28 protein-coding genes, 3 tRNA genes and 1 pseudogene are annotated in these 23,255 nt (G+C 67.2%); 15 read left to right on the top strand and 17 right to left on the bottom strand.

Going from position 1 to position 23,255, the window contains the following annotated elements; genetic code table 11:
* Positions 1-62: 62 nt before the first annotated feature.
* The 10 genes from Pph01_RS13915 to pnuC form a co-directional block, all read right to left on the bottom strand.
* Entirely contained in the window at positions 63-1,112 is a 1,050-nt protein-coding gene (locus Pph01_RS13915) for a UDP-N-acetylmuramate dehydrogenase (protein WP_204073501.1), read from the bottom strand.
* 140 nt (positions 1,113-1,252) lie between these two features.
* Complete coding sequence (locus Pph01_RS13920) at positions 1,253-1,681, bottom strand: MaoC family dehydratase (RefSeq protein WP_203958578.1); 429 nt, start codon at positions 1,679-1,681, stop codon at positions 1,253-1,255.
* A 2-nt stretch (positions 1,682-1,683) separates the two neighbouring features.
* Positions 1,684-2,133, bottom strand: a complete 450-nt coding sequence (locus Pph01_RS13925) for a MaoC family dehydratase N-terminal domain-containing protein (RefSeq protein WP_204073502.1) — start codon at positions 2,131-2,133, stop codon at positions 1,684-1,686.
* Between the two features lie 406 nt (positions 2,134-2,539).
* A complete protein-coding gene (gene rpmG / locus Pph01_RS13930) occupies positions 2,540-2,704 on the bottom strand; it encodes a 50S ribosomal protein L33 (protein WP_203881979.1) in 165 nt (54 codons plus the stop codon).
* A 75-nt stretch (positions 2,705-2,779) separates the two neighbouring features.
* Positions 2,780-2,856 (bottom strand) — tRNA-Met (locus Pph01_RS13935).
* A 158-nt stretch (positions 2,857-3,014) separates the two neighbouring features.
* A tRNA-Thr gene (locus Pph01_RS13940) sits at positions 3,015-3,087 on the bottom strand.
* A 108-nt stretch (positions 3,088-3,195) separates the two neighbouring features.
* A complete protein-coding gene (locus Pph01_RS13945; protein ID WP_204073503.1) occupies positions 3,196-3,672 on the bottom strand; it encodes a hypothetical protein in 477 nt (158 codons plus the stop codon).
* 60 nt (positions 3,673-3,732) lie between these two features.
* Positions 3,733-3,942: a transposase gene (locus tag Pph01_RS13950; RefSeq protein ID WP_204073504.1), complete on the bottom strand. Its 210-nt coding sequence runs from the start codon at positions 3,940-3,942 to the stop codon at positions 3,733-3,735.
* A 133-nt stretch (positions 3,943-4,075) separates the two neighbouring features.
* A complete protein-coding gene (locus Pph01_RS13955; protein ID WP_204073505.1) occupies positions 4,076-5,197 on the bottom strand; it encodes an AAA family ATPase in 1,122 nt (373 codons plus the stop codon).
* Positions 5,194-5,835, bottom strand: a complete 642-nt coding sequence (gene pnuC / locus Pph01_RS13960) for a nicotinamide riboside transporter PnuC (protein WP_204073506.1) — start codon at positions 5,833-5,835, stop codon at positions 5,194-5,196. The genes Pph01_RS13955 and pnuC overlap by 4 nt, the downstream gene beginning before the upstream one ends.
* A gap of 530 nt (positions 5,836-6,365) precedes the next feature.
* Here pnuC and Pph01_RS13965 point away from each other — a divergent pair.
* The 8 genes and pseudogenes from Pph01_RS13965 to Pph01_RS14000 all read left to right on the top strand — a co-directional run bounded on the left by Pph01_RS13965 (position 6,366) and on the right by Pph01_RS14000 (position 13,225).
* Positions 6,366-8,024: a trypsin-like serine protease gene (locus tag Pph01_RS13965; RefSeq protein WP_204073507.1), complete on the top strand. Its 1,659-nt coding sequence runs from the start codon at positions 6,366-6,368 to the stop codon at positions 8,022-8,024.
* Between the two features lie 223 nt (positions 8,025-8,247).
* On the top strand, positions 8,248-8,865 hold the full coding sequence (locus Pph01_RS13970) for an HAD family hydrolase (protein WP_204073508.1): 618 nt from the start codon (positions 8,248-8,250) through the stop codon (positions 8,863-8,865).
* Positions 8,866-8,982: 117 nt separating this feature from the next.
* Complete coding sequence (locus tag Pph01_RS13975; protein WP_204073509.1) at positions 8,983-10,266, top strand: MFS transporter; 1,284 nt, start codon at positions 8,983-8,985, stop codon at positions 10,264-10,266.
* 63 nt (positions 10,267-10,329) lie between these two features.
* Positions 10,330-10,488 (top strand): annotated as a pseudogene (locus Pph01_RS13980) (TetR/AcrR family transcriptional regulator C-terminal domain-containing protein); the annotation flags it as partial.
* A 301-nt stretch (positions 10,489-10,789) separates the two neighbouring features.
* Positions 10,790-11,191: a hypothetical protein gene (locus Pph01_RS13985; protein WP_204073511.1), complete on the top strand. Its 402-nt coding sequence runs from the start codon at positions 10,790-10,792 to the stop codon at positions 11,189-11,191.
* Between the two features lie 192 nt (positions 11,192-11,383).
* A complete protein-coding gene (locus Pph01_RS13990; protein WP_204073512.1) occupies positions 11,384-12,403 on the top strand; it encodes a patatin-like phospholipase family protein in 1,020 nt (339 codons plus the stop codon).
* Entirely contained in the window at positions 12,400-12,585 is a 186-nt protein-coding gene (locus tag Pph01_RS13995; protein ID WP_204073513.1) for a hypothetical protein, read from the top strand. Before Pph01_RS13990 ends, Pph01_RS13995 begins: the two co-directional genes overlap by 4 nt.
* An 85-nt stretch (positions 12,586-12,670) precedes the next feature.
* A complete protein-coding gene (locus Pph01_RS14000; RefSeq protein ID WP_204073514.1) occupies positions 12,671-13,225 on the top strand; it encodes a tetratricopeptide repeat protein in 555 nt (184 codons plus the stop codon).
* 167 nt (positions 13,226-13,392) lie between these two features.
* On the opposite strand, the gene Pph01_RS14005 is transcribed toward Pph01_RS14000, so the two are convergent.
* Positions 13,393-14,217, bottom strand: a complete 825-nt coding sequence (locus Pph01_RS14005) for a helix-turn-helix domain-containing protein (RefSeq protein ID WP_204073515.1) — start codon at positions 14,215-14,217, stop codon at positions 13,393-13,395.
* A gap of 472 nt (positions 14,218-14,689) precedes the next feature.
* Between Pph01_RS14005 and Pph01_RS14010 the strand changes: the two genes are divergently transcribed.
* Complete coding sequence (locus Pph01_RS14010) at positions 14,690-14,938, top strand: hypothetical protein (protein ID WP_204073516.1); 249 nt, start codon at positions 14,690-14,692, stop codon at positions 14,936-14,938.
* A 101-nt stretch (positions 14,939-15,039) separates the two neighbouring features.
* Here the strand turns inward: Pph01_RS14010 and Pph01_RS14015 are convergent, their stop codons facing one another.
* On the bottom strand, positions 15,040-15,747 hold the full coding sequence (locus tag Pph01_RS14015; RefSeq protein WP_204073517.1) for a DUF998 domain-containing protein: 708 nt from the start codon (positions 15,745-15,747) through the stop codon (positions 15,040-15,042).
* A gap of 72 nt (positions 15,748-15,819) precedes the next feature.
* Positions 15,820-16,404: a TetR/AcrR family transcriptional regulator gene (locus tag Pph01_RS14020; protein ID WP_204073518.1), complete on the bottom strand. Its 585-nt coding sequence runs from the start codon at positions 16,402-16,404 to the stop codon at positions 15,820-15,822.
* A 38-nt stretch (positions 16,405-16,442) separates the two neighbouring features.
* Here Pph01_RS14020 and Pph01_RS14025 point away from each other — a divergent pair, with 38 nt between their 5' ends.
* Positions 16,443-17,357, top strand: coding sequence for an alpha/beta fold hydrolase (locus tag Pph01_RS14025; protein WP_204073519.1), 915 nt, complete (start codon positions 16,443-16,445; stop codon positions 17,355-17,357).
* Positions 17,358-17,448: 91 nt separating this feature from the next.
* Here Pph01_RS14025 and Pph01_RS14030 read toward each other — a convergent pair whose 3' ends face one another.
* Positions 17,449-17,754, bottom strand: coding sequence for a transposase (locus Pph01_RS14030; RefSeq protein WP_204073520.1), 306 nt, complete (start codon positions 17,752-17,754; stop codon positions 17,449-17,451).
* 112 nt (positions 17,755-17,866) lie between these two features.
* A tRNA-Tyr gene (locus Pph01_RS14035) sits at positions 17,867-17,948 on the bottom strand.
* A gap of 138 nt (positions 17,949-18,086) precedes the next feature.
* On the opposite strand from Pph01_RS14035, the gene Pph01_RS14040 reads away from it, so the two are divergent.
* The 4 genes from Pph01_RS14040 (at position 18,087) to Pph01_RS14055 (ending at position 20,172) form a co-directional block, all read left to right on the top strand.
* Positions 18,087-18,566, top strand: coding sequence for a GNAT family N-acetyltransferase (locus tag Pph01_RS14040; RefSeq protein WP_239116679.1), 480 nt, complete (start codon positions 18,087-18,089; stop codon positions 18,564-18,566).
* A gap of 53 nt (positions 18,567-18,619) precedes the next feature.
* On the top strand, positions 18,620-19,108 hold the full coding sequence (locus Pph01_RS14045; protein WP_204073521.1) for a YajQ family cyclic di-GMP-binding protein: 489 nt from the start codon (positions 18,620-18,622) through the stop codon (positions 19,106-19,108).
* A 363-nt stretch (positions 19,109-19,471) separates the two neighbouring features.
* The gene (locus Pph01_RS14050) at positions 19,472-19,762 is read left to right on the top strand and encodes a type II toxin-antitoxin system HicB family antitoxin (protein WP_204073522.1); all 291 of its coding nucleotides are present in this window, start codon (positions 19,472-19,474) and stop codon (positions 19,760-19,762) included.
* Positions 19,759-20,172, top strand: a complete 414-nt coding sequence (locus Pph01_RS14055; protein ID WP_204073523.1) for a hypothetical protein — start codon at positions 19,759-19,761, stop codon at positions 20,170-20,172. The genes Pph01_RS14050 and Pph01_RS14055 overlap by 4 nt, the downstream gene beginning before the upstream one ends.
* Here Pph01_RS14055 and Pph01_RS14060 read toward each other — a convergent pair.
* Together Pph01_RS14060 and Pph01_RS14065 are read right to left on the bottom strand one after the other, a co-directional pair.
* Positions 20,169-21,371: a CU044_5270 family protein gene (locus tag Pph01_RS14060; protein ID WP_204073524.1), complete on the bottom strand. Its 1,203-nt coding sequence runs from the start codon at positions 21,369-21,371 to the stop codon at positions 20,169-20,171. The genes Pph01_RS14055 and Pph01_RS14060 overlap by 4 nt on opposite strands.
* Positions 21,364-21,930, bottom strand: a complete 567-nt coding sequence (locus tag Pph01_RS14065) for an RNA polymerase sigma factor (protein ID WP_239116680.1) — start codon at positions 21,928-21,930, stop codon at positions 21,364-21,366. Before Pph01_RS14065 ends, Pph01_RS14060 begins: the two co-directional genes overlap by 8 nt.
* A 469-nt stretch (positions 21,931-22,399) precedes the next feature.
* Between Pph01_RS14065 and Pph01_RS14070 the strand changes: the two genes are divergently transcribed.
* Entirely contained in the window at positions 22,400-23,254 is an 855-nt protein-coding gene (locus tag Pph01_RS14070; RefSeq protein WP_239116681.1) for a transporter substrate-binding domain-containing protein, read from the top strand.
* The last annotated feature ends 1 nt before the right edge of the window (position 23,255 follow it).

Genomic DNA, 23,255 nt, shown 5'->3' on the forward strand with positions numbered 1-23,255 from the left:
CCCTTCGGATGGTTCTGTCAGAGTTTAGCGGCAGGAGTCAAATGCCCTGCCGCGGGTGGCGGTCAGATGCTGATTCCGACCAGGACGGGCTCGTTCACCAGCGTCACGCCGAACTTCTCCGCGACGCCGTCGCGTACCTCGCGTGCCAGGGCGAGCAGGTCCTGGGCGTTCGCCTCGCCTGACGGGTTGGTCAGAGCCAGCGTGTGCTTGGTGGAGATCCGCACGGCGCCGCGCTCGTAGCCCTTGGGGAAGCCGGCGTGCTCGATCAGCCAGGCCGCGGGCACCTTGACCGATCCGCCGGGCATGTCCCACCGGGGATGTCCCGGCGCTCGCAGCTCCAGCTCGGCCGCCTGCGCGGCGTTCAGGATCGGGTTGGTGAAGAACGACCCCGCGCTGCGGGTGTCAGGGTCTGCCGGGTCGAGGACCATGCCCTTGCCGCGGCGCAGGCCGAGGACGACCCCCCGCACGTCGGCCAGCGGCATCCGGGCCCCGGCCTCCACACCCAGCCGGTCGGCGAGCTCCTTGTACGCGACGGGCCCGGACAGCTCCGACCGCTCCAGCTCGTACGTCACCGCGAGCACGACGTGACGGCCCGGATCGTCCTTGAACGCGCTGTGCCGGTAGGCGAACCCGCACTCCGCCGCGGTGAGATCGTTGATCTCGCCGGTCATCCGGTCGTAGACCCGCACCCCGGTGATCGTCTGCGAGACGTCCTGCCCGTAGGCCCCGACGTTCTGGATCGGCGTCGAGCCCACCAGCCCGGGCACGCCGGACAGGCACTCGAGCCCTGACCAGCCCTCGGCGACGCATCGGGCGACGAAGGCGTCCCAGTCCTCACCCGCCTGGACGGTGGCCACGATCCGGTCACCGGTGTCCGCGACGTCCACTCCCTTGCTGGACACGTGGACCACCAGGCCGTCGAACCCCTCGTCGGACACGACCAGGTTGCTGCCCCCGCCGAGGATCAGAACCGGCTCGCCTTCCCTGTCGGCCTCGGAGACGATCGCGACCAGCTCGTCCTGCGTGCTGGCCTCGATGAAGGCGCGCGCGGGACCGCCCATCCGCAATGTGGTGTACGGCCCGAGCCGTACCTCTGCCAGCCGGTCAGCCATGGGATTCCTCAGGAATATCGGAAACCGCCCGGCCGTGATGACCGGGCGGAGACGCCGAGGCGATCCCACGGCTCTGCCAGCTTACGATCTCGCGGGGGCGCGTCGTCCCGGGAACGCCGGCGGCGGCCGAAAGATCGACTTCAGGACAGCTGAACGACGGCCCGCGCCTTGGACAGCACCCGGGCGTCGCCCGATCGCGCGTTGAGCGCGACCACGACGCGCTTGTCCTCGAGCTTGTCCTCGATGACCCCGCTGATCGTGATGGTGGCCCCCTGGTCGTCGTCGGGCACGACCACCATCGACGAGAAGCGCACGCCGTAGTCGACGACGGCCCCGGGGTCGCCGGCCCAGTCCGTGACGAAGCGGCCGCCCTCGGCCATGGTGAACATGCCGTGCGCGATGACGTCGGGCAGGCCGACCGACTTCGCGTGCCGCTCGTTCCAGTGGATGGGGTTGAAGTCGCCCGAGGCGCCCGCGTACATGACGAGGTTGACCCGCCGGACCTGGTACTCGACGGCCGGGATCTCCTGGCCCACCTGGACCTCGTCGTACTTGATCGTCGCAGCCATGGTTACGCCGCCCCTCCCCGCTCCACGATGGTGTTGTAGGTCTGGCACACGAGCTCGCCCGAGGTGCTGGTGACATCGCTGCGGATGGTCAGGAACTCGTTGCGGCCGACGCTGCGGATCTCCGTGATGGTCGAGGTGCAGACCAGCTCGTCGCCGGCGTAGATCGGGCGGCGGTACTCGAAGCGCTGCTCACCGTGGACGACCATCGCGTAGTTGAGCCCCAGGCCGGGGTCGGAGATCCCCTGGCCGGCGCCGGAGAGGCTGAACACGATGGGAAAGGTCGGCGGAGCGATCACGTCGGGGTGACCGGCCGCGACGGCGGCGTCCTTGTCCCGGTAGATCGGGTTGTCGTCGCCGATGGCGGCGGCGAACTCCCTGATCTTCGTACGGCTGACCTCGTAGGGAGCGGACGCCTCGAATGTCCGCCCGACGAAATCGCGGTTCAAAGCCATGAGGTGGGGCTCCTTCGCGGCTGAAGAGCTGTCGGGGCCGACGCTAACAGAACAAGGTTCCGCTGTCGTGGGACGGCTGACCGCCCCCGTCGGCCGAGTCAACCCTAGCGAGGAGGGAGGGCGGGAGATCCGTCGGCCGACACAAGGACCGGCGTACGCGTGTGCGGACATGACGAACCGGCGATCCCGCAAGGAGACCGCCGGTCGTATGTATGGAGATGTCCTGAAGTGTCGCTGAAGATCCCGTCAACTCGATCGGCTGTACGCCTCAACGAGTCTCGGTGCGGCCGGTGGCGTCCGCCCTGCCCCAAGGGCACGGTGACGCCTCAACCCCGTCCAGCCGACCGCCGCGGGTGCCCGGCGGACTCGCAGTACCAGCAGGTCTCGCGGTACATCGCGAGAACGACTAGCGGGTCTCGCGGTGCGCCTGGTGGCACTTGCAGTTGGGGCAGTACTTCTTCAGCTCAAGCCGATCCGGGTCGTTACGCCGGTTCTTCCGCGTGATGTAGTTGCGGTGCTTGCACTCCTGGCAGGCCAGCGTGATCTTAGGCCTAACGTCGGTGGCAGCCACGTGGGAGTGCCTTTCTGCGTTCGGGACTACTGGACAACCCCGGCCTGATCACCTTTGAGGGGGACCCGGCTGGGGTGGTAGCGGAGGCCGGACTTGAACCGGCGACACAGCGATTATGAGCCGCTTGCTCTGCCTGACTGAGCTACTCCGCCTTGACCGGAAAAACAGGGACCGGCCACGCAAGGATACCCGACCTGTACGGCACCTGCGCACGCGCGCGAGCAGACCATGATCGGGTACCGCAGGGGAGGCTACCCCTACCAAGCCAAAAGCCCCACCCGAAAGCGATCGGATAGGACTTTTGTGCCAGAGCCCCCAAACGGAATCGAACCGTTGACCTTCTCCTTACCATGGAGACGCTCTGCCGACTGAGCTATAGGGGCGCGCCCGCAGGGGCTTTCGCGCTGCGGACAGGTGCAACCTTACACGTCCGCGACGACCGATGCGAAATCAATCTCCGAGTCCTTTCCGGGCGGGTCCGGGAGGCTGTTTCAGGGGGTGGGCAGCGCGCCGGTCAGGTCGGCCTTCTCCCGCAGCTCCTCCGGCACAGGTGCCGTGATCTCGTACTTCGTGAAGTAGCCCTTGCCCTTGACCGGCGACACGTTGCTCAGCGTCACCGTGGCCTCGTAGGGCCTGTCCATGCATCCGGGCAGGCACCACGTCCCGGTCAGCTTCCCCGAGCCGGCGGCCTTGGTGGGCCCCCAGCTCTGCCAGACCACCTGGTTGAGCGTGCTGAACTCCGACAGCGTCAGGTCGCCGGGCCGCTGGTCGCTCCGGCCCTCCTCCGCGCCGTGGAAGTTCAGGACGTACACCGGGATCTCCGTGCCGTCGTCCGCACCCGTCGCCGAGCCGGGCGAGCCGCAGGACGTCGCAGCCGGCGCGACCAGGCCGACGGTCAGCAGACACAGCGCCGCGAAACGGCGCGTCTTGGAGATCGACACCGTCGTGGGTGCGGCGGTCAGGCGCATTGGTTCCCCCTCGCGTCTCTGTTTCCCCGACGCTAGAGGGGTTACGCCTCGCGCACCGGCCTAACGGACGGCCGTCCGCAGGTAGTCTCCCGCACGCGGATGAGGGATCACTTCGCAGAGGTCGGCCAGATCGACGAATCGGGCCACCTCCTCGACGGACAGGCAGTCGGCGACGATCCAGCCCCTGCGCCGGATGCGGAGGACCTGGCGACCGCAGCGATCCGCGGGCACGATCTCGTAACCGTCAGGTCCCACCCATCGCCTGCCCATAGGTGCACAAGCTAGCTGCTTTTCCCACCCATTTCTCGAAATGACACGCGCATCCGGAGACCACGTGCGTTCATCGTGGGATCTTCGGCGATGCGATCCGGCGACTCTGTTCGGCAGGCCGGAGGAAGGCGGTTCACTCCTCCGCCGTGAGCGGACGCGTGAACGCCCAGCCTCCGTCCAGCAGCGCGTCGACCGCCTGTACGGCCCTCGCCAACCGCTCGTCCGGGGAACCCGTGACGACCACGTGCGGCAGGCGCCCTTCCCGCAGGACGTGCCGGATGCGCCGGTCCATGTCGGCGCGGATGAGCTCGCCGTCCCGCCAGCCGTCCTGCTCGAACGGCACGCCCTCGACGGACGTGTGGATCCACAGATCGTGTCGCGCCCGTTCGTGGATCCGGACGACGTCGGGCGACGGCGAGCCGAGATAACGCTCGTGCCAGATGGAGGTGGCCAGGGCGTCGGTGTCGCACACGAGCAGCGGCGAGCCCACCCGGGCCGCGGCGTCCTCCCAGACGAGCTGGCGCTCGGCGATCAGGGTGAACTCCGCCGACTCCCAGGTCAGGTCGTCCAGCCACGGCTCGGGTTCGCCGTCGTCCTTCGCCGTACGGCGTGCCGTCGCGAGCTTCTCCTCGCAGTAGGTCCTGCCGTACTCGGGGACCCAGCGCGTGCCGGCCCAGGCTCCGCCGCGTGCGGCGTAGCTCGCCGCCAGAGCCCTGGCGAGGGTCGTGGTACCGCTCGACTCGGCCCCCACGACCACGACACGGCGGGCGAGGGAGGCGCGCACGGCGGGGTGGAGGAGGTGCCACGTCGAAACCGGGTCGGCCCGGACCGCCGTGCCGCTGACCGGATACCGCTCACGTGCCGGATCGACGCCGACGTGGTCGGCGTCGAACCTGCGCGCCAGTTCGGCGCCGTAGGGCTCGGAGGAGAAGACCGCGTCGATCTCCGGGACCGTGCCGTGGGCCCCCGCCAGCGCGTGCCTGAACACGGCGACATGGGCCGCCCAGATCTCCGGGTCGTCGTAGTCGATGTCGACGTCGTCGACGACGGGGGCGATCACGACGTTCGGTTGCGGGTGCGCCTCTCTGAGCCATGCCGTACGGCAGGCCAGGGGGATGCTCTCCACGCTCGACGCCGCGACGACGACGGTGACCGTGGCGCAGCGTGCGGCGGCGGTGTCGATCAGATGGTGATGACCGGCGTGGGGAGGATAGAACTTGCCGATCACGAGGCCGTGGGCGAAGCGCCGGCTCACGCGGTCACCTGCGCCGGACGGACGGCCATCTCCCTGCGCCACGACAGCAGCCCCGCGACACAGAGGGCGAGGAAGATCACGTAGAGGGCGCCCGTCAGGTAGAGGTCCTTGTAGGCGTAGAGCGGGATGTAGATCACGTCGACTGTGATCCACAACCACCACGACTCCACCAGCTTCCGGCACTGGCCGTAGGTCGCCATGAGAGACAGCGCGGTGGTCAGGGCGTCCCAGAACGGCACCGCGGAGTCCGTCCACGCGGTCAGGACGGCCGTGAGCACGGCGGTCGCCGCGGCACCCGCCAGCACGAGGCCGGTCCATTCGGCCCGGCCGGTGCGGGTGACCGAGAGCCTGCTCCGTCCGGCTCCGCCGTACAACCACTGCCACCAGCCGTACAGCCCGAGCAGGACGTAGACGATCTGCAGGGCCGCGTCGGCGTACAGACCGGCGGACAGGAACACCAGGCCCAGCAGAACGACGTTGGCGATGCCGATCGGCCAGTTCGAGATGTGCTGGCGGACCACGAGCCAGACGGTGAGGACGCCCGACGCGAAGCCGAGCACCTCCGCCCAACTCGTGGACACGCCCCGAAAGGTGAACGCGGGCTCCAGTAAGGGCCCCAGCAGATCGGCGAGCGCCACGACCATCTCCTTAATCGTCAAACTGACGATAACAGAGGATCTTCGATCACGAAATATCGTGATCCGCCCCCGCCGCGATCCGCCCCACCGCGGACCGTCACTCGCGGCCGGACGCGACAGCACAGGACGATCGCGCTGTCCAGGGATCCGAACCCGGAATTCCGTTCGGCCTTTTCGAAGTGAGAACTCGAGAAATAGTCCGAAACGGTCAGCAGCGTCGCCAATGTCTTTGATGAGTCACAAAGAGATCTCACGATCTACCTTGCCTTGATACGTCCGGCTAGCATCTCCATCGTCGGATGTGCGCTAACACGCGTTCCTCAGGCGTGTGAGGCCCTCTGACATCAAGCGTCAGGCGCACTCGGGGAGTGTGCCTTCTTCTCACAGGGGACCCCTTGAATCCTGCTCAGCCCGGCGGGAGAAGGACTGGCATCAGCCGTGCCCTCTCCGCTGCCATCCTCGCGCTAGGGCTGGTCGGCACCGGCGTGGCCACCACCGTCTCTGCTACCTCCGCCAACGCTTCGGCACCCGTGACCGACACCCCCCGGGAAGCCGTGGCCCGTACCCAGCAGCTCCGCGCCGTCGCCGAGAAGCGCGGCATCATCAGGAAGTCGGTCAGGCAAGGGTCGCAGACGAGTTCCACCCCGAACTCGTCCGCGCTCTCGACATCCGCTCCCAGGCCGCAGATCGTCGGCGGCTCCACGACCACCATCAGTTCGGCGCCCTACGTCGTCCAGCTGTGGTACCAGGACGCGAACCGTCCGGACTACGTGCTCTTCTACTGCGCCGGAACGCTGATCGCACCGAACAAGGTGCTCACGGCCGCTCACTGTGTCTCCGGTTTCGACTGGGTGCACAAGGGCGAGGTCGACGGCGGCGTCAGCACCCTGAGCGCCACGAACTACAAGTGGGCGCTCGTCAAGCGTCAGTGGGTCAACCCGTCCTACAACAAGAACGCGCTCGACAACGACATCGCCATCCTCACGCTCGACCGGCCGATGCCGCTGAGCGTCGCCCCGATCGCGATGGGCTCGGACACCGCGCTGTACAAGACGGGCACCAAGGCCACGGTCTTCGGCTGGGGCACCACCACCTCCGCCCCCGCCGGTCCGTCGAATGTGCTGAAGAAGGCCACGCTGCCGATCCAGGCGGACTCCACCTGCGACGCGGCACTGCGCGATCCTTCGGCGGGCGACATGTTCGTCAACGGACACATGGTCTGCGCCGGCCCGCCCGGAACCGGCAACGACTCCACCACCGTTTCCACCTGCCCCGGTGACTCCGGCGGCCCCCTGCTGGTCAGCGGCAAGGTCGTGGGCATCGTCTCCTGGGGCATCGGCATCCAGGACAGCTCGGGCGAGTGGATCAAGAACTGCGGCGTGGAGGGCACCTACCCGGTCTTCACCAAGGTGAGCACGTACGCCGGTGTCGCCAAGGCACGGACCTACGACACCGACTACACGGGTGACGGCAACGCGGACGTGTTCGCCCGTACCAAGGGCGGCACCGCGAGGGTCTACAAGGGCAAGACGCTCAGCACGTACTCGTCGGCCGGCAGCGGCTTCAGCAGCTGGAACAAGGTCCTGCAGTCGGACCTCAACCGGGACGGCGTCAACGACTACATCGTGCGGACGACCGCGGGCAACCTCTACTGGCGGCACAAGTCCGGGTCCAAGATGGTCAACACCAAGATCTCGTCCGCCTTCAAGACCGTCAAGCAGCTCATCACTCCGGGCGACGTGACCGGCGACCTCAAGCCGGACCTGCTGTCGGTGACCTCCAAGGGCTCCCTGTACCTCTACGGCGGCAAGGGGAACGGCACCTTCGTCGGCGCCCGAGGGCTCAGCACCGGCTGGCTCGCCTACGCCCAGGTGATCGGGCACGGCGACTACACCGGCGACGGGCGGCCCGACCTCATCGGCCGCACCAGCAAGGGTGCCGTCTACCTGCACGCGGGCAACACGAAGGGGACCTTCTCCATGGGCTCCCGCAAGCTGCTGAGCACCACCAAGTTCAAGTCCGCGAAGTACTTCTTCAGCCCGGGCGACGTGGACGGTGACGGCAAGTCCGACATCGTGACGGTCATCAGCTCCGGCTACATGTACCTCTACAAGGGCGACGGCAAGGGCAACTTCGCCGGCGCCAAGCGGGTCAAGACCGGACTCACGTCCTTCAACCTCTTCGGCTGATCCTCAGCCAGGCGGCGCGCCCGTCGCGGGATCTCTCCCGCGGCGGGCGCGTTCTCGTTCCGGGGGTCGAATACCACACGCTGTGGCCCGCACGGCGGACCGCATCCGATCACACGATCTCTGACTACCCTGATCACGCCTGACCGCGTCCCGGAAGTCGCGGCCGGAGAGATCGTACGAGCATCGCGCCCGACCCGGGTTCGCTGCTGGACAGGGAGATCCGATGACGTTGCCCTTCGCCGCGGTGTTATGCGACTTCGACGGAGTGATCCGTTTCTACGACACCGCCGAGGTGGCCCGCCTGGAGCGGGCCGCGGGGCTGCCGGAAGGCACCACGAGCAGGATCGCCTTCTCTCAGGAGCGAGACCTGCCGGCGCTGCTGGGAAAGATCACGACCGAGCAGTGGGTGCAGTCGATCGCGACCGGGCTGTCCGAGCTGGTCCCGGAGGAACAGGCGCGAGGACTGGCCGAGGCGTTCGCCTCCGCCGAGTTCCGGGTCGACGAAGACGTGCTCGAGTTGCTTCGCCGCGTACAGGCTCACGTGCCCGTCGTGCTCGTGACCAACGCGACGCTGTCCCTGGAAGCCGACCTCCTCTCGCTCGGGCTGAGCCATTTCGCGGACGACGTCGTCAGCAGCGCCCGCGTCGGCGTCGTCAAGCCGGAGAGACGGATCTATGAGATCGCCGCCGAACGCGCGAGCGTCTCTCCGCAACAGTGCCTGTTCGTCGACGACCGCAGGGAGAACGTCGAGGCCGCCGAGGCACTCGGGATGACCGGCGTCCTGTACGGAGGCATCGCCGATCTGGAGAAGGCACTGAGCGGGCATGATCTTGTGCCGTGACCCGGGAGTTTCCTAGGGAACCCTGGCGAATGGGTCGCCGGCCACGAGCGACCTGTTCGCTCGGAGCGTGTGTGCTCGTCCGTCCATAAGAGTGGGACCGATGACACCATTGGGCGGATGCCCGCCCCTAATGGACAACACCCCTCGATCTGGCGTCATCGCGAGTTCCTGTTGTTATGGGGCGGCCAGACGGTCAGCGAGATGGGGACGCAGGTCTCCGTACTCGCCCTGCCGTTGGTCGCCGTCGTGGTGTTGCACGCCTCCCCGTTCCAGGTCGGTCTGCTGGCGGCGGCGGAGACGAGCGCGTATCTGCTGGTGGCGCTGCCCGCCGGGGCCATAGTGGACCGGGTAGCCAAGCGCCGCCTGATGATCTGGTGCGACCTCGCGCTCTGCCTGGTGATCGGCTCGGTGCCGCTGGCCCACGCCTTCGGTGCGCTGACGCTCGCCCAGCTCTACGCCGTGGCGCTGGTCTCCGGCGTGTTCGCCGTGTTCTTCTCGGTGGCCTACCAGAGTTATCTGCCCGTGCTGCTCGACCGCGACCAGCTCATGGACGGCAACGGCAAGCTCGCCGCCTCACGGTCGGTCGCGCAGATCGCTGGGCCCAGTCTGGGCGCGGGACTGGTGACGCTCGTCGGCGCCGCGACGACGATGGCCGCCGACGCGTTCTCCTTCGCGGTGTCGGCGGCTTCGCTGACGGCGATCCGCACTCGCGAGCCGCGTCCCTCCCGGGCCGAAGCCGGACCGCGGCCCACACTGCGGTCGCAGATCGGCGAGGGGCTCGCCTATGTGGCGCGCGATCCCATCCTGCGGAACTCGGTGGCGTTCAACGGCACCGCCAACTTCTTCGTCATCATGGTGGAGACCCTCGGCCCGGTGTTCCTGATCCGCACGCTGCATCTGTCTCCGGGACTGGTCGGGCTCCTGCTGGCGCTGGGAGCCGTCGGCGGAGTGGCCGGCGGAGTGGCGGCGCGGTTCCTCGCCCGGAAGGTCGGCTCGGCCCGGATCAGCTGGATCGCGATGACCGTCCTGTCGCTGCCCGGCCTGCTGATCCCACTGGCCGGGCACGGCTGGTGGGTGCTGCTGTTCGGCTTCGGCTGGATCTCGTGGACCTTCGCCTCCACCGTCGCAGGCATCTCGCTGACCACTTACCGCCAGGCCGCCTGCCCTCCGGACATGCTCGGCCGGGTCAGCGCCGCCGCACGCTGGATCAACTGGGGCACGTTGCCATTGGGTGGCCTGGCCGGCGGCGCGCTCGCCACCGCCCTCGGCGTACAGACCACCTTGTGGATCGCCGTCGTCGGCGGCTGCTGCGCGGGACTGTGGTTGTTCTTCTCACCGTTGCGTGGAATGCGCGACATCCCTCTCGGAATGCCCGAGCCCGAACCCGTCGGCAGGTCCTGACGTTCGGCGTGAGGACGGCCGTCCGTACGGGGACCGGACGACGTCGCGACCACCCTTCGGACGGTCGCGCACAAGTTCGTCCACATGCTCACGCAGCCCTCCCAACTGCGTGTGCGCCGCCTGGTCATCGCCGAGGCCAGCCGCTTTCCGAAACTCGGCCACGCCTACTTCGAGACGGGTCCCGAGCGTGTGCACCGCGCACCCGGACCGAACCCCGAATGAGGGGCCCGCGACGAGACGGTGTCGGCCGGCTGCCGCGGAGGATCGCCGGCCGCCTCGAAGATCGCGGGCCCGCAGGGTCTTTTGGAGCCCGCATGGCGCACGCCTACGGCCCATTCGACCGCGACCATGTGATCCTTTACGGGTGAAACACGGGTGCGCCGCCGAGTCGGACCGCCCATCACAAAGAGCCGGCAACGTTCTGCACCGAGCATCATTCGGAGAAGGACCTGCTCCGGATCGCGGGGTACATATCCGACCGATCCGAAGTGCCAGCACTAGTCACCCTGAAGGTGCGCTGAAAATGAGTCGACATCGTACGGTGAATCCGCTTGCCAGGGCAGGGCTCACCCGGCGCCGAATGGCGTTGCTGCCGGCTGTCATCGCGCTGGGCACAATCGTCATGGCGTCGCCGGCGGTCGCGACGTCGGCTGGAGAGGGCCCCAGCGGAACCGGCGGGCGAAACACCGGAGCCGGCTCGCAGAAGGACAAGAACAAACTCGGAGCACAGGGCAACGAAAGCCAGAACAAGACTCATCACAACCAGAGAAGCATGTCGTTTGTGCGGTTGAAGCACAGCCCCGTCTTCCAACGTGGGACACAACTGCTGAACAGCAACAGCGGCGTCACCGCCGTTCAGTCCGCGTCCTGCAAGTGGAAGAACAATTGCCACATCACGCAGAACTACTGGGTGGGCCACTGGTAACCGGCACGTGCCCGCTGCCGGGCCGTTTCCGGCTCTTCTCCAGGCCCTGATTTCGGCCAGCGGACTCGGCCCGAGCAACGAAGGCGACGACCCTCGGTTCCCTCGATGGCGACGCTGCCCCTGAGCTGTGAGGGATGCTCTCGAATCGGCTCCGGCTTCCGCCGACGCCGGATCATTCACGGGGGTGGGGCGATGAGAGCGTTCGTCCTGTGGGGCGCGGGAAGCCTCGGCGCCGCCCAGGTGGGGATGTTGCGGGCGCTGACCGAACAGGGGATCCGGGCCGATCTCGTCGTGGGGGCGTCCGTGGGTGCGCTCAACGCGGCGCATCACGCGACCCACCCCAGCGCAGAAGGCGTCGAGGACCTCGCGAAACTGTGGTTGTCGGTGGGCCGTCACGATGTCTATCCGCTCAGCGCGGCCGAGATGGCCCACGTCCTGGCCCAGTACCTCCCGTGGCATCCGTTGCGCGGGGGCTTGCGCGCGCTTGGTCTGCGGAATTACGCGTTTCCGGTGAATCCGCTCACCATCGAGGCGGTGGCCACAGGCAGGCGGAACCATCTCTTCGACAACAAGGCACTGGCCCGGTTCCTGGAACGGGCCCTGCCCATCGACCGCCTGGAGAACACCGAGATCCGGCTGGCCGTACTGGCGGCCGACGCGCGCAACGGGGATCCGGTACTGCTCTCGCGCGGGCCGGCACTGCCCGCCCTGCTGGCCAGCACGGCGATCCCGGGCCTCTACCCCACCGTGGAGGTCGACGGCCGGATGCTCATGGACGGTGGCCTCGCGCGGCACACCACGCTCGACGCGGCCGTCACGTGTGGAGCCGACGAGGTGTACGTGCTCAGCCCGGGGTTCTCCTGCCGGCTGCCGAGCCTGCCGTCCAGCGTGATCGGCATGATGCTCCACGCGTACAACCTGCTCGCCGAGCAGCGCATGGCGGCCTCCATCGCCCGAGTCGAACAGCCCACGAGACTGCACCTGCTCCCGCCGCTGTGCCCGGTCGACGTGTTGCCCATCGACTTCCGGCGAACCGCCGATCTGATCACCATGGCCTCCGACGTCACGAGGCGCTGGCTGGAAGGCGATCAGGACACGCGCTCCGTCCGCACCAGGCTGCTCGAGGGCTTCCACCCCGCCCACGACGACCGGCCGACCGGCCCGGCACACCGCCGGGACAGCCGGCCGGCTCCCGAGCCTCCACGTCGTTGAACGGCCGCCTCCACCTGACGGCTACGACCACTGATCGGCCCGAGGCGCGTGGGCTGGGAGAGACCCTCCACAGGACCGGACGCATCGACCGCCTCGCCGTACGCGAATGGCTGCGGGCGACCGGGGTGCCGCCGCACGCGCTGCCGAAGGACCTGACGGGCGCGCAATGGGTGTCGTTGTGACATCAGGCCGGGCCTTTCCGGCGCTCTTATGCGAGTTCATGGTGTAAGACGCGAACACGAGCCCTCGCCGGAGTGGGTGATCGACGTGACCCTTTTCGAATCGGACCGCAAGATCAAGGCACTCGTCGAACTGATCGACGCGGAGGAGCGGCGGGAGCACGCGATCCGATCCGATCTCGCCCGCGAGGCGCTTGACGGCGGAGAGCCCCTGGTGGTGACCGATCAGCTGGCGGCGGCCTACCTGTTCGCCGCCCGGCATGACAACGCGCTGAATCTTCACGAACAGAACGTGGCGGAGTGCCGGGAACTGCTCGGACCCGACCATCCGCTCACCCTGCACTGCCAGGACAACCTCGCGACCGCGTTGTCGCTGGTCGAGCGGCACGACGAGGCGATCACCCTGCAGGAGGAGACCCTCGCCGCCTATCGCCGGCCCCTCGGAGAGGATCATCCGGACACGCTGACCTGCCAGTCCAACCTGGCGTGGTTCCTCTTCAACGCCGGGCGGGAGGAGTGCATCGCCCTGTACGAGCAGACGCTCGCCGCCTGCACCGAGGCCCTGGGCCCCGACGACATGCTGACCGAGACGGTCGCCGAGTTCCTCGAGACGGCACGGGAGTATGTCGACGACGAGGACTGACATGGGGTTTTTGGAGTCGTTTTCCGCAGCTCCTCGCGGTCCGCCGCTCGATGATGGTCGTTGTCCGTCATCGTTGGTCGCCTTCGGACGGCCCACAGACGGCCCCTGGATAGTCACTCAGTCCGCAGCGAGTTGCGGGGCTGTGGCAAGCCGCACGTCCGCTCGAATCACCGCCGGCTAGCGGTGAGCACGCGTAGCTTGGCCAAGCAATCGTCAGCGGGGCCGCGTGGCACAGCCTCAGCGACGAGGATGCGCAGGCCGGGAGCGCTCTCGATACGCAACGTCTCAAGGGAAAAGGTCATCTCGCCAACTTCGCTGTGGTGCAAGCGGATGAGACCCTGATTCCTGCCACGTACATCGTGGCGAGCCCAGAGCCGGCGAAAGTCCTCACTTTCACGTGACAGCTCGTCAACCAACTCGAGCAAGTATGGGTCGTCGGGATCTGTTCCCGCCGCGGCACGCAGGTGAGCGACATTCTCAGCCGCTTCCTCTTCCCAGTTCAACCACCACTCTCGTGCCGCAGGGTTGAGAAAGGCCAACCTGATCAGGTTGTCGGTGTAATCCACCCCCTCGAAGAGCGCGGCGGCCACCCGATTTTTGGCCAGAATGTCTAGCCGACGATTCACCACAAAAACTGACGCGTCATCCCATTTCTCGATGAACCTCAACACACACAGACTGACCTGATCCACGCAGGGAACGACCCCTTCGACACACGCTCGCGGGCGTGCCAGCTTGTACAGGTACTCGGTTGCATCAGGACAGAGTTGGAAAACCCGCGCCAAGGCGGCGAGCACTTGATCCGACGGGTTGACATCCCGCCCCTGCTCCAGCCGCGCATAGTAGTCGGCGCTCAGGCCGGCCAGCATCGCGATCTCTTCGCGGCGCAACCCCGGAGTCCGGCGACGCCCGCCTACACGCGTCAGCCCCACCTGATCAACGGTCATGAGCTGGCGCCGAGCGCGCAGGAACTCCCCAAGAGGAGTGCTCATGCCAGGCACGATAAAAAATCACAGGTCAACAACATGCAAAGTGACCAACTGGATCACACTTAACGATGGCCATCCAGGGCCCCTAGGATGCCCCGACAAGTTCACCATCGAGGTCAGTGAGCGCGTGCGCACGCCCGGTGCCAACTTCGCGTGGTTGGCGGGAGACTGCTCGCGGTCCCGGCGAGGTATGCCTGCCGCGCAGGGAAGCCAGGTCACGGGCTGATCGCCATGCAATTAGCGTGCGACTAGACAGGCTAACAAGGGGGCAACCACGGTCACTCACGACACACCGCCGTCGTCTGCAGGCTCTTGCGTCGCACGCGAACCGAGTAGGTGGTCCCCCCTGGCCGCCACTACTACCCCAGCCTTGACTTGTCGCGACAGCCCATCCGCGCTGCTCTCGCATGTGCGCGGCGAAGACACGTAGATCACGCTGTATTAGTAATGCGTGGAGCGGGCGTGTCCGTGTCGGATGCACGAAGTGCTGGCCTACGTCACCAACTTCAACTCGAACACGGTGTCGGTGATCAACACCGCGGCCGACACCGTGATCGCCACCATCCCCGTCGGCGGCGCCCCGATTCGCGTGGCTGCCGGACTTGTCGGCGCCCTCCCACGCCCCCCACAGTCAAGATCCGTAAACGGGCCGAGAGTTCGGCCTCCAGCACCCAGCAGACCGGCGGCACCGCCCAAAGCAAGAACGCAGTCGGTGAGCAGGTGAGGGTCCCGTACACGCCCTACGCGGCATCGACATTGGCCGCCCACCGAGGCAAGATCCCTCGGCTTCCTCGGCCCTAACGGCGCCGCGGGCAAAGCGCCCTCCTAGACCCGGATGGCCGGGCTGGCCAGGCTCCGGCGTCGAGAGGTGAGCCATCCGAGGCCGGTTGCGATGGCCCACGCGACGAGGGGGTACGCGGCGAGGCGTTCCATGGTGCCCAGGCCGAGCCCGAGGTACTGGTTGGTGAAGTACAGGATCGTGGCGGCGGTGCCGATCGCGCCGGTCACCAGTGTCCATGTGCCGTGTACGCGCCATCCGGCACGGCTGCGGGACACCAGTCCGAGAATGAGTACTCCGGCGTTGCCGCCTACTACGAGCAGCATCGCGCCCATGCTGTGGACGAAGATGTTCTCGTTCTCGGGGCTGAGCCCGGCTATGGCCCAGCCGAGTCCGGCGAACACGATCATGGTTTTGCCGGTCGTGATCGCGGGATGCCGGGGCCAGTGGCTCCAGGCCAGCAGCAGGCCGGTGATCAGAAGCAGGCCGGAGACGATGAACGACGTGTTGACCAGGGCGTGCTGCGCTGAGCACACCTCGACAAGTTCGTCGGTGGTGTAGTACCTGTACGGCGCGCAGGCCGTGTTGCCGAGATCGCTGATGAACTGTCGTGTCACGTGGTAGGGGGCTGTGCTCGCCCATTGCGCCACGACTTGTACGACGAAGAACTGGATCAACGTGACCCAGGCTGTGGCAGCGACGGCAATGCGGGTGGGCGCGACTGGTGTGCCGATGGGCGGTGGGGGCGATGACATGGTGGCTCCTCACGCGCAGCGTTGTTCGCCGGCCGAGCCGACGGCTCGGCCGCGGTGCAGAGATCAGTTGCCTTACAGGCCGCGTTCGAGCAAGTCGAAAGCGGCATCGAGGAGTTCGTCGACGGTCTTGCCGATCTCGGGGACCCAGGACGCGCGCACAGCCCACTGGATGGTTGCGAACGTGGTGGTGACCAGCACGCTCGGATAGACGTCGGCAGTGAGGTCGCGGTGCTCCCTGTCGGCGACGGCCGTCATGACGGCCAGGAACAGCTCATCCTTCTGGCCCGACTGGGCGCGGGCCAGAAGCTGCGGGTACCGCCTCCACAGCGCGATCTGGTCCTGGCTGGGTACGAAGGAGTCGGCCACGTGCTTGGCCAGCGCCCGCATCGTACGTGCGGCCGGCTCCTCTGGCGGCCGGGCCGCAACGAATGCGACCAACTCATCCACCGCCACCGACGGGCCCATGGCAAGGGCGTCTTCCTTGGTGGAGAAGTAGTTGAAGAACGTCCGCGGCGAGATGTCCGCGCTCTCACTGATCGCCTCAATGGTCGCCGCGTCGAGCCCCTCCTTCAAGGCCAGCTGCACGGCGGCGTCCGCGATGGCTCGACGCTTGAGCTGCCTTGCTCGTTCGCGTCGACGTTGAACTACAGACTCCATGCGTGCATACTATGCAAAGTTTGCATAATCTGCAAACAGTGCACCTGCTGCAGCATGACCCTCCACCGGAAGGCAGGCAGTACATGAGCGGCAAGAAACCCGCCGAATGGCAGAGCGGGACGGTCACCTCGCAGGACGGGACGAGGATCTCCTTTTTCGGCGCAGGGAGAGGACCCGGGCTGGTGGTAATACCCGGCAACAACCGATGCGCTCACCACTACCAAGCTCTGACACAAGCGCTGTCCGACACCTACAGCGTGCACGTGATCGACCGCCGCGGACGCGGCCTCAGCGGCCCGCAGGGGCCGGACTACAGCATCGAGACCGAGGCCGACGACGCACTGGCCGTCATGGACCGCACAGGCGCGCAGATGCTCTTCGGACACAGCTATGGCGGCCTGGTCACCCTGCACGTCGGACTGCGGCGGAAGGTCTCCGCGCTGATGGCCTACGAACCGGCTGTCAGCATCGGCGGGGGCTTTCCCTCCTCGTGGCTCCCCTCGTTCACCCGTCTGTTGAACGAGGGCAAGCACACGGCGGCCATGGCGACATTCCTCAAGGCCACCCGCCTGGCCCCCATCGGAGACGCGCCGACGCCGGTGTTCCGTGCGCTGGCGTTCCTGCTGCTACTCGGGACCGACGGCCGGGAGACGCGGGCGATGATGCCGACCACCCCACCCGAGATGAACGAGATCTTCCGCCTGGACTCCGACGGCTCCAGGTATGCGGGCGTCGACTCCCCGACGCTGCTGCTCGGTGGCGAGAAGACCCCTGCCTACGTCACCGACGTACTGCCTCGCCTGGCCCGTGTCGTGCCCGACGCCAGGCATGTGATCCTGCCTGGACTGGATCACAACGCGCCCGACCTGAACGCGCCCGACGTGGTCGCCGAACAGATCCGTACCTTCGCCCAAGAACGGCTCCCTGGGGAGCGAACCCACCACACAGGCTGAATACGTAGAGTCTTCGGCTCGTGACGGATAGCGCTCGGTGCGGTACGACCGGGGTATGCGGTACGGACAAAGGGGATGCTCCTATGTCCTGTCAAGAGGCAGTAGTGGGTTTGGTTGCGGGTACGTCGCCGCAGTTGAGGATGCGGTAGACGTCGCGGGCGATGTAGCGCTCGAGGCAGCGCAGGATGTCTTTCTTCGACAGGCCTTCGCTGGTGCGGCGGGCGGCGTAAGCGCGGGTGCGTTCGTCGTGGGCCAGGCAGTTGACAGCGATCACGTGCAGGGCACGGTTGGCGTCGCGGTCACCGGCTCGGTTCGGCCGGTAGCGGCGGGACTGCCCGCTGGAGGCAGGTATCGGAGCAAAGCTCTGCGTGACCGGTGAAGATGCACTCAAGATCATTGCGTGCATATTGCGCGACCCGCGACAACTGGCGGCTCAGGGCAACCTACGGCTGCATGGCCCTGGAAAGCAAAAGAGGCCCCGTAGGGCCTCTGAGCTGGGAAAATCCCTGTGGCAGGTGCAAGGTTCGAACTTGCGTAGGCTGAGCCGACGGTTTTACAGACCGCTCCCTTTGGCCACTCGGGCAACCTGCCGTGTCAGCTGCTGACCGCAGCGACAGCAAGAAGGATAGCGGACTTCCAGGGTGCACGTGACGCCCGTTTTTCCGGGGAAGGACTCGGGCGAACAGTAGATTTCGCCACCCAGCCGCCGGATCGCGCCATAGTAGAACCGTGATCAGATGGGCCGAGACCGCTGACCTCCCGGCGCTGGTGGAGGTGGAACTGGCGGCCGACGGCATGTTCGCCCCTCTCGGCATCCACTTCCCTCCCGGGACCACGATGATCGAGGAGTGTGACGACCCGGAGACCGTGATCGTCGCAGGCCGGCCGCCGGTGGGGTTCGCCATGCTCGGGACCGTCGACGGGCTCGCGCACCTCGAGCAGCTCGCCGTACACCCTGATCATGGAAGACGCGGCATCGGCACGAGACTGCTCGACGCCGCCTGTGACGCGGCCGCGGCGAGCGGTGCCACGGCGATGACGTTGACGACGTTTCGCGATGTCCCGTGGAACGCCCCTTGGTACGCGGGCCACGGCTTCGCCGTGCTTCCCCCCGAGGAGTGGGGGCCCGGGCTGACCGCACTCGTACGGCAGGAGCACGCGCTGGGCATCGACATGGAACCCCGTGTTGTGATGCGCAAAGACCTCTGATCACGCCTGGGCCACTAATCTCAGAAGGCAACGAGGAGAGGACACGGACACCGATGGCCGACAGCAGTTTCGACGTGGTCAGCAAGATCGACCGGCAGGAGGTCGACAACGCCCTGAATCAGACGGCCAAGGAGGTCGGGCACCGATTCGACTTCAAGGGCACCGGGGCCGAGATCTCCTGGTCGGGCGAGAGCATCGAGATCAAGGCGAACAGCGAGGAGCGCGCCAACGCGGTCCTCGACGTGTTCAAGGAGAAGATCGTCAAGCGAGGCCTTTCGCTGAAGGTCCTCGACTCGGGCGAACCGAGGCTGTCCGGCAAGGAGTACCGGCTGACGATCGCCCTCAAGGAGGGCATCGACCAGGAGAACGCGAAGAAGATCTCGAAGCTCATCCGCGACGAGGGCCCCAAGGGCATCAAGGCACAGATCCAGGGCGACGAGCTCCGCGTCAGCAGCAAGAAGAAGGACGATCTCCAGGAGGTCATCGCCCTGCTCAAGGGCAAGGACCTCGACATCGCCCTGCAGTTCACGAACTACCGCTGACACAGGGGCGCCGACCTGGCGTTTCATCGACAGCGGCCGAGACCAGGGCACTTGCCGGACACATCGTCGACGTCACGACGGGGCTGATCGCGAGGCTCAGGCCACTCCCCCCACTCAGGTGTTCCGGGAGTGGCATGGCCCGCCGTCATGCTTGCGCCGTTGTGAATCAGATGGAGCGCAGGCCCCGGCAGGCAGGTGGCCTCAGCCAGGCGGAGCCCGGCCCCTCCGAGGAGGCCCTGGCCAGGTTGAGCGCCCGCAAGGCCCCGGGTGAACCAGTAAGCCGCTCCTGCCGGCTCCCCCTGACCACGGCGACGGCGTGAAGGCCAATTGGTCAGCCCGGTGCTACCCGAGTAGCATCGCGGCGTGGGAACGACAGAGAAGCTCTCCGTCAGCCTCCCCAGCGACCTCGTGGCGAAGATCCGCGAGCGGCTGAAGGCGGGTGAGGCGTCGTCCATCTCGGCGTTCCTCGCCGAGGCGGCCGAATACAAGCTCAGCAGAGCCGCACAGGTGAGCGCGCTGCTGCAGGCGCGGGTCGAGGCGCTCCAGGTCACCGACCCCGACGAGTACCGTCGCATCTACGACAACGGCGCCGGTTTCCGTACCGCCCTCGCCGCCGGGAAGGCGGCCCGCGAACGCGGCGCGGAGGGCGAGTGAACACCGTCTCCGGACTGATCATGGATACCAGTGCCCTGGAGGCATGGGCGCGCCAGGAACCGGCAGCCTTCATGCGACTCGGGGAGATCAAGGAGATGTCGGCCTCCCTGCTGATCCCCTCCGTCTGCGTGGCGGAGGCGTTCTCCCGGGCCGGAACCGACGAGGAACGCTGGCTGATCACACAGATACTCGGAGCGGACTTCACCCTGGGAGGGGTGGAGTCGGCGCTCACCTCCCAGCAGGCGCTCCTCGTCAGTTACCGGCTGCTGAAGGGCACCACCGTCAGCGACCTGTCCCTGGCCCATGCGGCCGCCTTCTACGACCTGCGCGGCTGGCCCATCCTGACCGCTCGCCCCGAAGTCCTCCAGGCGCGCTACCCCGACATCCCCGTCATCGACATCCTCAACTAGCGCGGCACCGCGTCGCTCCACTCCGCCTTCGCGTACACCTCGTAATCGGACACTTCGCCACGCTTGTGGAACCGGTCAGGCTGGGTGTCGACCGTCAGGCGACGAGGCTTTCCGTCGTCGCCCGGGGGGAGCTCCCGTGAGCCGTGCGGTGGCGTCGCCACGAGATCCCGTACGGCCAGCAGCGTCCCGTTATCCGGGTCGATGATCCACTGCCGCCGGTAGGTGCCGAGTTGCTTGGGCGCGGTGTAGATGCCGAGAGGAACGGTCGTCTCGACTGGCAGAGAGATCACCGTCCCCGGGCGGCCCAGGGGGTCGGTCGTCTCGCCCTCGGCCTTGACGCCTGGGAGGGTGGCGAGCATGCGGAACGCCGCCGCCCGTACCTCAGGAGGGGCGGGCGCGACGCCCAGCAGGGTGCCGGCCGCATCGCTCAGCGCCCGAACCCGCTTGTCGCCCTTCAGTGCCCGAATCGGCCGCTCTCCGGGCTTCGAGCTGACCGCCTCCCAGTTGCCCTTGATGTTCAACAGGGCCTTCTCCAACTGCTCAGGCTGGGTGGGCAACCCGGCGAGCTGCTTCACCGTCATACCGAGGAATCGCCGCTCACCGACCTCGCGGCAGGGCCCCCCCGTTCTCGTGGGCTTCAGGAACAGACCGCCGGTCCCCTCCGGGATGGGGAACTCCACCGTCGTGGGAGCCCCCGCCTTCTCCCACTTCTGTTTGTCGAGGGCGGTCCACGGGCGGGCGGGCAGGTCGCCGAAGGCGACGCACTGCTTGCCGCGTGAGTCGGTCCACTCGTCGTACTGCATCCTCGATTCGAGCTTGTAGTGGTCCGCCGCACTCTTGCCGATCGCGTAGATCTCCCCGGTGATGCGGGTGGTGTGCCAGTACTTGCCCGTCGCCCCCTTCTCCACGTTCGTGGCGGCCACCAGCAGCGCGTTGCCCGGCTCGAGAGGGCCCTTGCTCTCCCCCATGCGAACCGGCCGGCCTTCGTCAGGTGCCGGAGAGGACGTCACAGAGATGACGACGACGGCCCCGGCGACCAGAGCGGCCGTCGAGATCACGCTCAGGACCGGAACCTTGAAGCTGCGGCGGGGACGCGGTGCCACGCCGGACCGCCAGTCGGTGCGCGGGGCGAGCCGGTCCGGGCTCTCCTCATGGGCCAGGGCCGTCCGCATCCGCCGCAGCGCGTCGATTTCATCCATCGTTCTTCTCCTCGGGGAGGGCCTTGCGGAGCTTCGTCCGAGCCCGGTGGATCTTGGCCTTGACGGTGCCGAGCGGCAGGTCCAACGTCGCCGCGATCTCGGCGTACGACAGTTCGCCCCAGGCGAGCAACAACACGGCGCTGCGGTCCTGAGCGCTCAGTGAGGCGAGGGCCTTCGCCAGACGAGGGCCGCATGCCTGGGCGTCGACGCGGTCGCCGGCCAGTTCGGCGACGCCGTCCTCGGCGGGGTCGACCCCCGTCCGGGCGAACGCCCGGTACATGCGGGTCTCCTGCCGATGGTGCCGGGCGATCACGTTGCTCGCGATGCCCCACAGCCACGCGGCGAACTCCGCTCGCCCGTCGAATCTGCCCCGTTGCCGGAACGCGGTGGCGAACGTCTCCGCCACGACGTCATCGGCGAGAGAAGGCCCTAGACGCCGCTTGATGTAGGCGTGCAGTCGTGGCGCGTGGCGGCGGAACAACTCGCCGAACGCCTCGGGATCCTCCAGGGAGGCGGCGACGATTCCCGAATCGTCGAGCTTCTCCGCGGGCGGACTCACCACTCTCGCCGTAACCATGGGCCGGTGTGTCCCTTCATGGGTGCTGCCTCCCTGTCCAAGGTGCTGACACCGTCCTCTATCCCGATGGACGCTCCCCGGTTGCAGCCCGGCGAGCGGAGAGTCGGCGAGGCCGCATTTCCGGGCACGACAACGTGCGCGCGTGCGAAATGACGAGAAGCGCCGGGATGAGCGGACCGCAGGCCAGAGGCATGATCGACGCTAGGGTCGCTGGTCGGCGACAGCGCCGGGACAGGGGCGGGACAGCGGTCGCCGCCCCCGCGTCGCGGAGGTCTCCAGCGCGTTCTCGGCCCTGTAACGCGATGGTCTCTAAACAACTGTCGTTTTGGATGGGTCTGTTGTTCTATATGGGGATTCGACCCTAAAGTTCAGCCCGAAGATGACCTGCTGCAATGTGCCCCTAAACTGCGCATGCAGGAAGTTCGGTTTGTTTCACAATGAGGAGGCCTGCGTGGCTCTCTGGTCCACCATCCCACGAGCGGCCGCGATCGGCACGACGGCACTGGCGATCACGCTGGCCGCTTCGGCCTGTGGCGGCGACTCCGGCGGCACTTCCACCGCCGCCCCGGCCCCCGGGGGCGTCAAGCTCGTCAACGCAGGCAAGATCACAACCTGCACCAATATCCCCTACGAGCCCTTCGAGTTCAACCAGGGCAGCGACGTCGTCGGCTTCGACGTGGACATCGTCAACCTGGCGGCCAAGAAGCTCGGCGTGACGCAGGACATCGTCGACATCGACTTCGCCGCCATCAAGAGCGGCGCGGCCATGAACTCCGGCAAGTGCGACGTCGCCGCAGCCGGCATGACGATCACCGACGAGCGCAAGCAGAACATCCTCTTCTCGGTGCCGTACTTCGACGCCACCCAGTCGCTCATGGCGAAGAAGGACAGCGGGATCACCTCGCTCGACGACGTCAAGGCCAAGAACCTCAAGCTGGGCGCCCAGGCGTCCACGACGGGTCTCGACTACGTCAAGGGCAAGGGCTTCAACCCGGTCGAGTACGCCGACTCGCCCAAGGAACTCCTCGCCCTCCAGACCGGCCAGGTCGACGTGATCGTCCAGGACCTCCCGGTCGTGCAGACCTGGCTGAAGAAGCCGGAGATCGGCGCCAAGTTCGCGCAGGTGGCCAGCCTCAACACCGGCGAGCAGTACGGCATCGGCATGAAGAAGAGCAACACCGCCCTGGCCAAGGTCATCGACGAGGCCATCACGGCCGCCAAGGCCGACGGCACCTACAACGCCATCTACAAGAAGTGGTTCGGCACCGAGCCCGGCGCCGCCCCGTCCGCGACCCCGACTCCGTGAC

The organism is Planotetraspora phitsanulokensis (assembly GCF_016863295.1).
GTDB classification, from domain to species: domain Bacteria; phylum Actinomycetota; class Actinomycetes; order Streptosporangiales; family Streptosporangiaceae; genus Planotetraspora; species Planotetraspora phitsanulokensis.